This window comes from Rhizobium azibense, assembly GCF_004342325.1.
GTDB classification, from domain to species: Bacteria; Pseudomonadota; Alphaproteobacteria; order Rhizobiales; family Rhizobiaceae; genus Rhizobium; species Rhizobium etli_B.
Genome location: NZ_SMBJ01000021.1, coordinates 1 through 13,502, shown reverse-complemented (window position 1 = coordinate 13,502; position 13,502 = coordinate 1). Strand labels below are relative to the sequence as shown.

Sequence of the window (13,502 nt, the reverse complement as noted above, 5' to 3'; positions counted from 1 at the left end):
AGAAAAGGATCAGGCAACCTTAGACCGGGCTGCTGATGACTGTTGGATCTCCTCAAGAATCGGCAACAGATACTTCCGGAACTCGCTATAGTCCTCAGTAACGGGAAAATGTCCGAGCTTTTCCATTGTCCAAAACTTGGAGCCTTTGACCAGGTCTGCAGCAATCTTGGTATCGGCCGGGGACGTGTTTGGATCGTATTCGCCCGTGAGGAAGTATAGCATACATTTCGACGTATCGATTTTGCTGGCTTCTTCTGGCGACACATCGTGGTCGTAGTAGTAGTAATAAAGATCACCCGCGAAGATTCCCGGTCCACCGCAGCTGTATTCCCACTGGATTTCACGGACATTCGCTTCTGGCGAGTACGGTGAGATATTCAGCATCATCGCCGCACCGATGGAGGTGCGATTGACGTTTGGATTGTCGAACTCCCTGCGGATGCCAGCCATACCGACGTCGACGTACTCCGCCGCCGAGCGCAACGCACCTTCGACCGAGATCGTGGCGCGGAAGTTGTCCGGATAGTTCGATGCCAGGTCGATCGCGAGATGGCCGCCCATGGAGCTGCCCAAATAAACGGGGCGGTCTAGGTCGAGCGCTTTTGAGAGTTCGAGCTGGAAGTCCATCATGAACTTCTTGGTCATGTTGTATTCCTTCTCCCACCAGCGAACGCCGTAGGGGGGAAGGGACTTGCCGTGATACGGCAGATCGAACGCGATGACGCGAAAATTTTTCGTCACGTCGGAATCGCAAAGCATATGACGGTATTGGCGACCGTCGGACCCTGCCGTATGACCGACGAGAAGCGGAATCCCCTGGCCCGCTTCTTCGTAATAGACGCGGTACTCGATACCTTCTACGGTGAGATAGAGATAACGGCCGATAATGGGGTCAAACTTGGTCATGCTGCTGCTCCTTCAGAACGGGCATTGCGCATCAGGGTGGTCATGCGGTTGAGAGCAGGCAGATACGCGAAGGTTTCGTTGTTACTGCTAAGGTAGAGGCCATGCTTGATGTTTGATGACTGCAAGCACTGATAAAACGGCAAGGGTTTGTGCTGAAGCAGCGCCTCCCACTGTGAACCGGTCCCGCGTATGACGATAGTGCACTTGTCGTCGTCGTATTCGGCCTCTTCCACCTTTAGCAACGTACCGTCCTCGAAATGAAGCGCTACACTGCGGGTAGGGAAATCGCATTTTAATATACCGTTAAGATAACGAGTTTCGCGCTTGAACTCGAAATCCTCCCGCACGAATTCTATGAATTTCTTGAGATCTATCGCCATTTTAGGCTCCTCCCTTGTTGATAAGCGCTGAGAACTCCGCGCATGTTGTACATGCCCCCTCACGGGACAGCACATTCTCAAATGCCCATTTCGGTGAATACTTCCTGGGCATGCCTGAAACTGTCGATGCCTGCTGGCACACCAACGTAGATAGCCACCTGAAGGAAGATCTCCTGGATCTCCTGTTTCGTAACACCGTTGTTGATGGCGCCGCGGATGTGGCCTCTGAGCTCGTGCGGTCGGTTTAAAACCGCTATCATTCCAAGGTTGAGGATCGATCGAGCGCGACGGTCGAGGCCAGGTCGGTTCCAGATATTGTCCCAACAATACTCGGTGACGAGTTCCTGCATCGGCCAGGTGAAGTCGGTCGCCTTTCCGAGGGCCGCATCAACGTAAGCGTCCCCCATCACCTGCCGACGAGTAGCAAGTCCGCGCTTGAACTGCTCCGATGGAGCTGTTCGCTCGCCGGCCTTAGACCCCTTATCTTTCCTGTCCAAAGTGGCCATTGGGTTTCGCTCCCTTCATCATATTTGACAGATTATCAGACAATTTTCAACTGTCAGTTTGGCGTAGTTTTTCGCGGTCAGGCCTGATCTTTCACGAACTGCGCAATTTTCGTATGGTCGACATCGGGGCCTAAAGCATGCCGAGCAGCATCCCAGGCATCAGCGGTACCGGCCAATGTCGGCAGCTGGAGATTGAGCGCCTTCGACAAGTCCGCTGCAATCCTAATGTCTTTCGCCATAAGCCCCAAAGCAAAACCAGAGCCAAAAGTCTCCGAGAGGATGAACTGCTTCATCTTCACTTCTGTTGCGTTGTTCTTGCCAGACGACGAGTTGAGAATATCGACGATCGTTCTAGGATCGAGACCAAACGTTCGGCCAAGAAGAACGCCTTCGATAGCTGCCAGAACCCCGGCTCCCGATACGAAATTGTTGATGGCTTTCATGGCGTGCCCTGAGCCGATCGGGCCTGTCCTAAAAATCTGGCCGCCCATGGCGCACAGGATGGGATCAGCTTGATCGATATCGTCAGAAGCACCGCCTGCCATGATAGTAAGAGAGCCTTCGACGGCTCGCTTCACTCCGCCTGACACGGGAGCATCGACCAGCCGCAAGCCCTTCTGATGCAAGCGTTCTGCGAGCTCACGAGTATCATTGGGCGCCGATGAGCTCATGTCGATGACAAGCGCGTCAGCACTCAGGGATTGCCAGGCCCCATCCTTGAAGAGCGCGTCTTGAACAACCTTGCCGTTGGGAAGCATGGTAACCGCAACATCGGCCCCATTGAATGCTTCCGCTACCGTCTCTGCCGGAACGCCGCCGACGGCCGCGAACCTTTCCCTAGCCTCGGCCGATAGATCAAAGCCAGTGACTTCGAATTGAGCCGACAACAGATGTTGTGCCATCGGCCCGCCCATTGCGCCGAGACCAATAAAGGCGACGCGCAGATTTTTTCGTGGTGACAACGTCCCGCTCCCGAATGTGAGGCAAGCACAATCAGCTACCTCCGTTAGTGAGGAGTAGTTAACGACCTATCAGACAATCTGTCAATCGGAAAATTCATGCTTGGGCCGGCCCTCCCTCGCTACGACGCCAATTTTGCCGTCGCTTCTTCAATCACCTCACTTAAAATGACCGTGCAAGCAGCACCCATCTTATCGTCCGATGGACACCAGAGAGGTTGTTGCGTTGTCAAAAGCACCGTGCCCTGAAGGATTTAATTACACCCGGCCACCTCCAGCATCAGACAATCTGTCAATTTTCAGAAAATCTTATGGCATCAGCCTGAGGTGTTGTTGCGCAGGTACTCGAGTGCGACTTTCGCAGCCATATCAATGTGGTGCTTACAAGCGGCCGCAGCCCTGGGTCCGTTGCGATTTTGGATCGCTTCGGCAATCTCTTTGATTTCTGCAATGCTATGTTTGAGGCGCCCCGGTTGTGTCATCGAAGTCATGCGCAGAAGATTGATCCGGTTGTGCAGCGATGTTAGCATTTGCCTGACGAAGACGTTTTTGCTGCCATCCATCAAGCAGTCATAGAAGGCGTTTTTGGCAGCGATGAGCCTGTGTCCCACGCCGCTTTCCGCCGACGCTTCGAATTCTCTAACGGCATCTTGCAAAGTGGCAATATCTTCCGCCGTTCCATTTTCGGCGAACTGCTGACCAGCAAACCCCTCGAGCAGCGCGCGGACGGTGTAGAGCTGAGCGGCCTCCTCATAGGTTATGATACTGACAACTGGACCCTTGTGGGGGAAGCTTGTGATCAATCCCTCTGCCTCAAGCTGCCGAAGCGCTTCACGGACGGACGTGCGACCCACGCCGATCATTTCGCAAAGCTCGCGCTCGACGAGCCTTTGCCCCGGCTTGAACTTGCCCGTCGCAATAGCCTGTCTGAGCCTTTCTTCGACTTGCACTCGAAGAGAGGCATTTTGCCGAGCGACCTGCAGCTCCACATCTACCATGATCAATGTCCTACGTAGCACTAATGAATTTGAGCTAAATATATGGCTGCTTCGCGGGGAACTTTCAATCAGATTGTCTGATGAGCGGTCATTAGCAACTATTCTAGAGGATTGAGCCCGCTGTGTAGAGGTCGGCTTCCCGATCCATGAGGAACCGATCGGTTGGCGCGCCATAAGTGGAAATTCTAGTCCAAATGGCCTAGTTCAATTGGTGTCCTGATGGCCGACAATGTCCGCCCGCCGATTTCTCAAAACCAGCCACGGTTGCGACCCTGATCGACGAGGTGTCCACGGTCACCGACACCACCGCATCTTCCAGGAGCACCCGTTCGACTAAGGGCCGGGTGCAGCTTGGCAATCGGCAAAAGCCGCATCAGCAGACGATAGTGGTTCCGATCGCGCTTCCAGTCCGGAGGCGGCATCGATCTTGAGCACCTCAAGATCCGCCATCTTTCTTCGCCTGCCAGCCTGGCTCGTACTTGCGCTATCGCTCCCGCGATTCCCATTCTAACCACTTTTCTCTCTGACCATCTCTCTTGAAAAATTGTAACCTTCGTGCTACATATCTAGTGCAATCTGTAGTGCGAAGGTGACAAATTCCGACACCTCACAACGCTCCGGCCGCTGTGCGGCGCGCGCTGCGCAAACTGGGCGCAGACATCCACGACGCACGTCGACGTCGCCGCCTGCCTATGGCGGTAGTAGCCGAACGTGCCTTCACCTCACGCTCAACGCTTCAAAAGATCGAGGCCGGCGACACCAATGTCAGCATCGGCATCTATGCAGGCGTCCTCCAGGCACTCGGCCTGCTAGATGGGCTGAGCCAAGTCGCCGACATCCGTAACGACAGCGTCGGCCAGTCTCTGGCCAATGCAGAGTTGCCCAAGCACGCTCACCCAAGGCGATCACCGGGATCGTCACGCGATGGCTGATTTCGAAGTTCATCTCGACCTTCACGGCCGCACACGTCCCATCTGGCCCGGAGCAATCGCGCCCGTGGTGCCGAAACAATCGTGTTTGAGTATGATCGTGCCTGGCTCGAGGACCCCGGCCGCTTCTCGCTGCAGCCCGCTCTAGCTCTGAGCTGGGGAGAAAAATCACGGCTTTCTGTGGCTCAATAAAGCCAGCTGGTCGTTGTCCCCTGCCTATGACCTCAATCCAGTGCCTACGGATGTCAAGGCGCGCGCGCTGACGACAAACATTGATCTTGATGAAGGCACCTGCTCCCTTGACCTGCTGGAAGAAGCTGCAGGGCTCTACGCCCTAACGCTCGCCGAGGCTCGCGCGATCATTAAGGAAGTCGCGACACCGCAAGGTGGCGCGAGACCGCCAAGGCGGTCGGTGCGCGGTCAGCCGAGATCAACCGTATGGCCAGTGCGTTCGATCACGATGATTTGCAGCGAGCGCCAGCCCTATGACGAGAGCCTTCCTCCACAGTTTCAATCCGCCCTCTGCCGGCCCGATCACTGAACCGGATTACGGCATCGTTGCGTTGTAAAGGACGGATGTCCAATGGCAATTTTCCGATCTGCGGTCCTGGCTGAATTTGCGATGGAATTGTTTCAAGCGCCTCCGTGACCAACGAGCGAAAACCAATAATTATGTGATTCGGTGAGATCGAGACGCTACTCTACGAACAAACTATGTCACTGCCAGCGGATCCTCAATCACATCGACGATCGATGGCTGGCCAAGCACGTCCGCGAAGCGCTGTAGCATGGCAACAGTACTCGATGACATCTCCGCCCTGGAGCCCGGGATATAGCAAGCGGCTGCATAAGCGAGTTGCCGTTGCCTCGGTTCCGTTAGCAACAGCGGCAGCGTCTCCATTGCTTGCTCCGGCTCAAAGGTGACGATAGCCGTCTGCACGCGAGTGATTTCGGCCAAATGATCAGCGCTTAGTGAGCGGAAGGGCTCGTCCTCGGTCAGCACCCGTGACCAGCGCGCCAGGCGGTCGCGTCGGATCCCGCCACGATCGCTCACCAGGAGTACGACCATACGGATGATGGCATCGGCGAGTCCGCCGATCGCGATCCTCCTGAGCGCATTGGCGATGTCCGGCTGCCATCTCATATCGTCAAGTGTCGTCCCTTTGCGGTATGCTTCGTGGGGATTGTCAAAATATCGCTGCCAAGGGTTGTTCCAGATCATGTGAAACGCGAGCTCATAACCCATGTCGCGCCAGTCGCGCATGACCACGATCGCCTGTTCGACAGCCTTGAAATAGAGCGCTTCCGCAGCCAGGAAAGGATTTTCCGCTGCTGCGTTCGCCCGGGAGTTCCGTACCTGCTCTGAAATTGACTTATAGCCAACCATGATCGGATTCTGAGAAGACAGCAGCGATCGCTCCAGCCGCTTTGGATGGAACATTCGGCTGGCGTCTGCTGAGATGTCTGTGACCGCGGCCTGCACAAAGGGGCGGGCAACTGTGTGATAGATCTGCGCTTGCAGTTCAGAGACGCGGGCGACGGCAGCGAAGGGACCTCCATCGTCATGGCCATCGTTAAACTCACGGATATTCTCGAAGGTGCGCTCGATCAGTTCAACACTATAGCTCTTGTGTCCAGCATCTTCTTGAATGTCCGTGATGCGCATCTCGTAAAGGCCAGGCAACAACGCCTCAATTGCCTCGAGCGTGCTTGCAACCTCATTGTATTCTTTGTTGATTACTCTCGAGGAAACGAATGTACCGAGGTGACCGACGTCGTTGTGTACCATATAAATAATGTGCTGGCCGAGAAGGCGGATTTCCTCCTCGTTGTCATAGATTTCGGGGATCCAATTCAGCGCCTGCTGCGGCGGCGTTACATTGTCGCCATGACTGGCAAATATGATAATAGGCGCCCTGATCTTCTTAAGGTCGAAATGCCGCCGGTCCGGCTCCCCATACGCCTTGTTGTGCGCCAGTCGATTACCAACAAAGAGGTGCTCAACTATCCAGCGGATCTCGTCTCCCCGCATCAGGCAGAAGCCGCCCCACCACTTCTCAGCCTTAAGGAAGGCTTCGCTCGCCGCATCCACATCTCGGAACAGTTCGACATACTTCATGAATAACTGGCGCTCGGGATTGAGCGTTTAGAAATTCTGTACGAGATGGGCGCCGTCGAAGATGCCTCCGCCCAGATCTGACAAAAACATGGTTATCCAAGCTCCCCCGAAGAGGCCCGCCATGTAGCGGAGGGTATTTTCACCGATATTTCCCGAGGTAGGTGTCACCGGCGATCCGTTGAGGATGATCGGGCCAGCTAAGTCGAGATTTGTCGCAACCATCAGAAGGGTAGCCCAGCCAGCTTGGCAGTTGCCGACTACGACTGGAAGGCGGGCAAGCGGATGCAGGCGCATGACCTCACGAACAAAGGCCGCTTCCGCATACGTGACATTAGAGAGATACTGCCCCCCCCTCTGGCTCTCGGCGGAAGGACACCAAATAAACCGGGTGACCTTCCCGGAACGCTACGCCGACCTGGCTGTCTTCTTTGTGGCCACCGACGCCGGGACTATGTCCGGCGCGCGGGCAAATGATTATGAAGGGGCGCTTCGTGTCATCGACGTTAACACCTTGGGGCGGGATCATTCGAAGTAACACGTAATTGGATTTCAAGGGCAGATCGTTTCCATCCATAACTGTCTCGTAGTCGCAGAAGAAAACCGGCGGACAGCCTGCCGCTTCATGTTCGAGGAAGATGTCGCCGCGCTGTCGGAGAAGATCCATGCACAATATGGCGCGCTCACTAGCGTCGCGCAGGTATTCCGCCCAAGCGTAGCCCAAATTCCCATTGCCGTGCACCTCGCGTAGACTCTCGGCAAGACGTTCGGCCTCAGTAAAGAGCTTTCCCTGGCGGGTAGAGTGGCTGTCGCACATGACTTGCACGCGGCGCAATAAGGCAACCTGCAGAATTTTAGCGGTTTCAGCGCCCGCTTCCGCCAAGCGTTGGAACATCGGGAATAGACTTTGGGTCACTTGGCTCTCCAGTTCCGTGGATGGCGCTTCAATCCACCGGAGCGGGTTTAGAGATGTAAGAATATCCGCCATCGTTTCAACTCCTCTATGGTTATGATCCCGTACGCATACATACGTGCCAGATCGATCGTGCTTCCGTCTGGCGAGGTGCTCGGTAGGCAATGCCGACGCCTAGGAAAGCAGTTTGACGACTTCCGACCCCAACGAGTTACCGCCGCATTCATCCCCTGCAATGTCTATGCCAAGCACTGGGTCAGCCAGCTACGCCGGGAGAGGGGCAGCAAGCTCGTCGCCAGGGAATGCCACACAAAGTCTTCATTCAGCCTGGATCAGCAGTTTCTCCCAGCTCGTTGGAGACTATCGGAGGACAGGAGGTGATGGATTCGCCTGCGGTGTGGGATCCCACCAACTAGGATGTTTCAGCGGCCGTCCGCGTGGCTTTGGTTGGGGCTAAGGCTGGTGGTGGCATGGTTTATAGACGATGCCTTCTGTCTGACGCTCACCGATGACGGCAGTCTTCATCCGGTCGCAAAGCACTCCCGCGGAGCGCCGCCGAGAGCCTCGAAGGCCGCGATGTGGAAACGCAGGCCGGTCATCTCATGCATGACGAAGCGTGCCCAGATGGGACGGCTATGACCCGGCACTATCGTGAACTGCCAGATGATCCTCGGCGCCAGTTAAAGTGCCGATCGCGTGACACCGCCATTTTCGCTGGCGTTAGTGTTGGTCAGGTTTACAGCAGATCACCGATAACAGTGGACAGGTTAAACGGAACGATTCCGATCTCACCACGCGGCATCCTGTCGAGCAAGTCGACCGTGCGGGCAAAGGTTTCGACTTGCTGAAAGGCGTAATCAGGGTCGAGCCGGTCCAAGCCTCCGCCCGGCAAGACCTGGCAAAGATAGTCCGGTATCGGACAGCTTGATATCGTCGGAATTCCTGATGCGTATAATGGCTGTCCTTCGCCCAACATCACCTGCGCCGCCGCTGGGGCGACTATCAGCGCGCGTACCTTTTTGCGCCCGCGTGCGGCAGCGATGTACACGCCACTCATCGACTTATTACTGGTATAGATCAAATCGAGTTCCGGCTTCCCGGTGGGCGCGGGGTGCCCTTTTGCAAAGTCATCTCGCCACTCGGTACATCCAAGATGCTCAATCGTAGCTCCTGCAACGGCTTTAGCATGGCCGGGTTTGCCGTCCCACAATTCTGGATGCATTTCGAGCCAGGTCGCCGTCGCCTGATTCCCGTGGCGGCCGAACTGGGCAAGCTGGAAATGACCCGTGACGAGTACGAAGACGAGGCTTCGGTTGCGGGCAGATTTCGGTAGCGAGGAGAAATAATGCGCCAGAGCGAGTACCCCAGCACCGCCGTTCTCTTCGCACGCATTAGGTCCATCGGTGTGGGTGTTGATGATGATTGTCTCAAGCAGGTTGCAGCCCGGCAAAACCGCATAAATCGTATCGGTCGCAACGTCTTCCAACGTGCCATCCAAGGTCAGGCGACCGCTCAAACCGTGCTTGATCGCGGCTTTGATCCGCTCTCCTTCAGATTGCGCCACCCATATTGCAGGTAAGCCCCAATACGGTGTGGTGAATGGCAGCACCTGCCCCTTCAACTGCACTTCCGAGACGCCTTCGAAAATGCAAACGACGGCTAAAACCCCTGCTTCACGCGCCTTGTCGATCGGTACGCCAAGCAAACCGGTGATAAGCGGCGTGGTTACGGCTTTGGGAAAGTCTATGCCTTCCGGCAGGCTGCCGCGTCGATTGGTCACCAGTTCGAGGAATGCCGCCAGATCCCGACGCTTTACCGTCACCACCGCAATTTTGCCGCGGGCTTTCTCAAACGCCTGAACCCGACCGTTGAAAAGAACCATCTTACCCGAGATACCGCCGGGAGGTGTAAGCCCGGAATACGGGAACGGCGCCGCTACCTCAATTACTTCACCATTTGACAGTTTGAACGCGGTGGTTCGTGGCATCCACCGGCGCATCGTGAGTTGATCGCGCTTCACCTCAAGGCCCATCCCTCTCAACTCACCAGCAAGATAATCGATTGCCCGTGCTTGCGCCGGGCTGCCGGTCAATCGGGGGCCGAAACTGTTGAGCCTTTTGATCCAACTCCAAAGTTTCCGCTGATCAGGGAGTGCGGGGATGGACGGCTTTCGCTGCTCACTGAATCCGGTGCTGGGAAAAGCCGGGAATACGATCCCGGCGAGAAGAGCAGTGAGCCCAACAGTCGAAAAATCTCTTCGTTTCAAGACTAACCTCCGCGCCTCTCTATCACGATACCTATGGCCGCACGCCGCCCGTGTCCTTGCAAATCCAGTGCCATTAAAAGCACACGTCTAATCTTCAGTTTTGAATTGAACGCGCAGTCTGAATCGGTTTTGGACCGCGTGCGAAGTCAATGCAGCTTTCGGACAGACTCCGCGCAAGCATCTGAAGTGGTTGAAGAGTCACTTTACTGATCTAGGAACGCGTCGTTGGTTCAATGCCTTTAAGAGCGACTTTATCTTGAGCCTAGTCTCGGGTCGGCCAAAAACCTTTGCCTGCTTGCAGACGACCATCAGTCGCCGAATGCAGCGGCAAGACTGTAAACTGTTGACCACGATAGGCGCTGCGCGTTGGACCTTTGTCACAACAACCTATCAAAACCCTCTATTTTATCCGGCGGACTTTCATTGCCGCCAAGGTTCTGGAGCTAGCGGCAAATCAGCCCCGACTGCCAATCTATTCGATGCTTGCGTCGCTGATAGTGATGCTGGCGCCCGAACCGCCGCCTGTTTGAGGCTCCAGCCGGATAATGACGGTCTGTGGCTGACGGCAAGACGGGTCATCGGGCAAGGGAAACCCAAATCGTTGAGGCTTTGCCCCGTCCAATACCGAAAACGCCTTGTTCGGAAAAATACCAAACCTACCAATTTCGCGAACGTTACTGCCGCAGTCAAGCGAAACGACCGTCGTCACTGGTCCTGAAGTCGACGGTTCATAACCAGTGACAGTAAGGACGACCCGCGCACTGGTATCAGCCGATGAGTGGACTGCTCTGCTCGATATGGTTATCGTCGCGGGCTTACTGGTCGTTGCCCGCATGTCGCTCTCGTTAGCTTGAACCGGGCTGACGATGCGCAGCATCGATAATGCCGCCGCACGAATAGCGATAAGCACCCAACGATGATAGCGCATCGATGTCTCCACAACCCAGCCAGTCCGGATGTTAGGCGGACACTATGGCTATTTCTAGCTTTGCGGGCTCTACGGCGCCGGGTTTGCCCGCTCCCGATCCGACAGGAATGAGCTGCAGGTCGATGGCCTCGCCATCCGTCTGCCCCCTTCCGCCGTAAACCCGCTGGATCGCGTCCGTCAGATCGAGGACGAAGGATGGTTTGCGATGATGGTCGCCGTCATGACCGAGAACGGCGAAAGAACCGACGTAATGGGGATCGGTGACGGGCGTATCGGCCTTAAGGTCGTTCTTGCCGAGAAACACCCGAACGCTGGTCGTGCTGGCACTGGTGATCTCGACATCGCGCAGGAATGCCAGCACACGAGGAGCGGAGGCCGCCTGCTCCTGTGCCGCGCCGAAATCCATTGTATCCATGCCGGATGGCAGAGGCGGTTGGCGGACGATCTCCTGCAATGCGCCCGCCGGGATCTTGATCGGCAGCGAAAGCGGCACGTTTTCCGTTGCCGCCTTGCTGTTGTCCGTGGAGGTGGTCGTCACGCCGGCGACTGCAGCATCGGTCGCCGTCGCCGCGATCACGGACGTGAGTTTATCGTTCAGGGCCAGCGTTTTGGCGCTCGCCGCCGCGACCTTGAAGTAGGTCCGGAAACCATAATTGTATCCGAGTTCCTCTGGAACATAAAGGTCAGAGACCTTCGGGGACCAGAAGTTGCCGTCGACATCGTAAAAATTGTCGGTGAACGGCATGTCGGCCCAGAGCCGATCCGTGCTGTTGGCGTTGCGCAAATTCCACGTCGCCCAGATGCGGTCGATGTTGCAATGATGCATGAAGAAGATCGGATCGCGGGGCGACGACATTTCCGGCATCCAGCCACCGATATTGTTGTGCACCTGATTGTGCGGTGTGTATTCCAGCGTCCCCTGCGTGCCGCTGCTGGTGGTGACCCAGGAAGGATCGAGTGAGTTCTGTCCCTGGGGGCGGGTGGTGCCGAAGACCTCGTATGGCTTCGCCGTTAGGATGGTGTTGAGAACCTGTGGCCCAACTATATTGTCCGGCATCGGCTGCGTGATTGGCCAGGTGCGCGACGAAACATAAAGTGGATTGTCCTTGCCGTCGGGCGTCTTTTGCATTGTGAACACTTCGGGCAGGTACGGATTGTCGGTCCAGTCCCAGAACGGCATAGCGAAATCGTTGTTCTTGGTCACGTGCCGAACGATGCGCTCGTACATAGCCGTATAGGCCCTGTGCCACGGCAGGAAATACCAGTTGCCATGCGGGCAGTATTTGACGACGTCACCGCTGCCGTGAATTTTCGAGAGGTTGACCCAGTTGAATTTGTCGCTGGCGGGAAGGGCGTTGAGAAGGCGCACTGCGTCGCGATAGGTCTCGATGATCGGGTCGTTCCAGGCCAAGCCCTGCAGTGAGCGCCGCCAAGGGATTGACGGTATCTGCGCGAAGGCTTTTGTCCCCGGTAGGCCGCTGGCGAGCAGGCCTGCTGCAATGACGCCACCCTGAACGATGACATGTCTGCGTGTGATGCTCATCTTACTCTCCCTTGGATTTGAATTGTCCTTCGCCAAGATTAATGCCGCTTTTAGGACGGTTCCGCGCCGTCTGGGCGCGGGAGCAGTGGGCAATTCGCACCACCATAGAGCTTGCGTTGGCTCTTTCTGAGTTTCGGTGAATCGGCGGCACGAGAAATGAAGCAAGCGACGTGCCACTCGAAAATGCAGCGTAAAATGCGAGCTAAAAACGCTACTACCGATCGTCTTCCTGCATTCCAGTTGGAATCCAGATTCCGGAAAACTTAGTATCGCATTCCATGATCGTTCGAGCGACGGCTTGCCGACCAGCCACGGCAAGCACGTTCGGTTGCGAAAACCTCAAATGATCAAGCTGAAACAGTTGTTCAGACCGGTGAGAGGGCCCAAGATGCTGAAAACGCCCTGTGCGACGATAGAGAAGCACGCATCTCGAACAGGCTTTCGCTATCGGACCCCCAGCAATGACGGAGCCGTAGCCCGCTCGCTCTCAAATTCAAAACTGCGAAGCAGGCACCACTCCGTGGCTTGACGGGTGCGTAGAGCAGAGCGGGACAAACCGATTGTCGTGATCTCGACAAATGCGACAAAGGGCGGCGGCTGTCCGACATTTGCGAGAATAGCGGCGGGATCTCCGCGCGGGAACAACGGGCTCACCAAGTGATCCCACTTTCAGTCCCATTGTGCCCACTCATTCGGGCTTACTGTCGGACCCTATCGAGACCTCGCCGCAGCTGCGAAGCCCCACTCATATCCGTTTGAATTTGGCATCAAGGCTTGACGCTTGCCGTCCACACGGGGCAATTCGGGCAGTGTATTAGCCTGCTGTCCCGCTCGTTTCCTGACCCGACATCACAGCGGGGCAGGCCGATTTGGGGATCATCGCTCATTTGGGCCATGGTCTCAAGCGTCATATACCTGGCGCGTTGAACGGCCCATTCATCATTCTGTTCGAGCAGCAATGCACCGACGAGACGGACGATGGCTTCGTCGTTCGGAAAGATGCCGACGACCTCGGTGCGTCGCTTGATTTCGCCGTTGAGACGCTCAATTGGATTCGT

10 protein-coding genes and 4 pseudogenes are annotated in these 13,502 nt (G+C 56.1%); 2 read left to right on the top strand and 12 right to left on the bottom strand.

Features of this window, described 5'->3' with window-relative positions; genetic code table 11:
* Positions 1 to 9: 9 nt before the first annotated feature.
* The 5 genes from EV130_RS30860 to EV130_RS30840 all read right to left on the bottom strand — a co-directional run bounded on the left by EV130_RS30860 (position 10) and on the right by EV130_RS30840 (position 3,749).
* Positions 10 to 906, bottom strand: a complete 897-nt coding sequence (locus tag EV130_RS30860) for an alpha/beta fold hydrolase (RefSeq protein ID WP_004668623.1) — start codon at positions 904 to 906, stop codon at positions 10 to 12.
* Positions 903 to 1,286: a hypothetical protein gene (locus EV130_RS30855; protein WP_004668622.1), complete on the bottom strand. Its 384-nt coding sequence runs from the start codon at positions 1,284 to 1,286 to the stop codon at positions 903 to 905. The genes EV130_RS30860 and EV130_RS30855 overlap by 4 nt, the downstream gene beginning before the upstream one ends.
* Positions 1,287 to 1,363: 77 nt before the next feature.
* The gene (locus EV130_RS30850) at positions 1,364 to 1,792 is read right to left on the bottom strand and encodes a carboxymuconolactone decarboxylase family protein (protein WP_004668619.1); all 429 of its coding nucleotides are present in this window, start codon (positions 1,790 to 1,792) and stop codon (positions 1,364 to 1,366) included.
* A gap of 77 nt (positions 1,793 to 1,869) precedes the next feature.
* The gene (locus EV130_RS30845) at positions 1,870 to 2,754 is read right to left on the bottom strand and encodes an NAD(P)-dependent oxidoreductase (protein WP_004668614.1); all 885 of its coding nucleotides are present in this window, start codon (positions 2,752 to 2,754) and stop codon (positions 1,870 to 1,872) included.
* 314 nt (positions 2,755 to 3,068) lie between these two features.
* Positions 3,069 to 3,749 carry a GntR family transcriptional regulator gene (locus EV130_RS30840; protein WP_004668612.1) on the bottom strand — a complete coding sequence of 227 codons (681 nt, stop codon included), beginning with the start codon at positions 3,747 to 3,749 and terminating at the stop codon, positions 3,069 to 3,071.
* Positions 3,750 to 4,345: 596 nt separating this feature from the next.
* Here EV130_RS30840 and EV130_RS30835 point away from each other — a divergent pair.
* Positions 4,346 to 4,681, top strand: coding sequence for a helix-turn-helix domain-containing protein (locus EV130_RS30835; RefSeq protein ID WP_026188835.1), 336 nt, complete (start codon positions 4,346 to 4,348; stop codon positions 4,679 to 4,681).
* 160 nt (positions 4,682 to 4,841) lie between these two features.
* A pseudogene (locus EV130_RS34110) lies at positions 4,842 to 5,167 on the top strand (HipA domain-containing protein); the annotation flags it as partial.
* Between the two features lie 223 nt (positions 5,168 to 5,390).
* Here EV130_RS34110 and EV130_RS30825 read toward each other — a convergent pair.
* From EV130_RS30825 to EV130_RS30800, 7 genes and pseudogenes are all read right to left on the bottom strand, one after another.
* Positions 5,391 to 7,091: pseudogene (locus EV130_RS30825) on the bottom strand (DUF3141 domain-containing protein).
* Between the two features lie 37 nt (positions 7,092 to 7,128).
* Positions 7,129 to 7,782 carry a DUF3141 domain-containing protein gene (locus EV130_RS33915; protein ID WP_004668605.1) on the bottom strand — a complete coding sequence of 218 codons (654 nt, stop codon included), beginning with the start codon at positions 7,780 to 7,782 and terminating at the stop codon, positions 7,129 to 7,131.
* A 402-nt stretch (positions 7,783 to 8,184) separates the two neighbouring features.
* Positions 8,185 to 8,378 (bottom strand): annotated as a pseudogene (locus EV130_RS30820) (IS21 family transposase); the annotation flags it as partial.
* 65 nt (positions 8,379 to 8,443) lie between these two features.
* The gene (locus EV130_RS30815) at positions 8,444 to 9,973 is read right to left on the bottom strand and encodes a zinc-binding metallopeptidase family protein (RefSeq protein ID WP_004668604.1); all 1,530 of its coding nucleotides are present in this window, start codon (positions 9,971 to 9,973) and stop codon (positions 8,444 to 8,446) included.
* A 472-nt stretch (positions 9,974 to 10,445) separates the two neighbouring features.
* Positions 10,446 to 10,901, bottom strand: coding sequence for a hypothetical protein (locus EV130_RS30810; RefSeq protein WP_004668602.1), 456 nt, complete (start codon positions 10,899 to 10,901; stop codon positions 10,446 to 10,448).
* A 31-nt stretch (positions 10,902 to 10,932) separates the two neighbouring features.
* Positions 10,933 to 12,444 carry a tyrosinase family protein gene (locus EV130_RS30805; protein ID WP_004668600.1) on the bottom strand — a complete coding sequence of 504 codons (1,512 nt, stop codon included), beginning with the start codon at positions 12,442 to 12,444 and terminating at the stop codon, positions 10,933 to 10,935.
* An 857-nt stretch (positions 12,445 to 13,301) separates the two neighbouring features.
* Positions 13,302 to 13,502, bottom strand: a pseudogene (locus EV130_RS30800) (transposase); the annotation flags it as partial.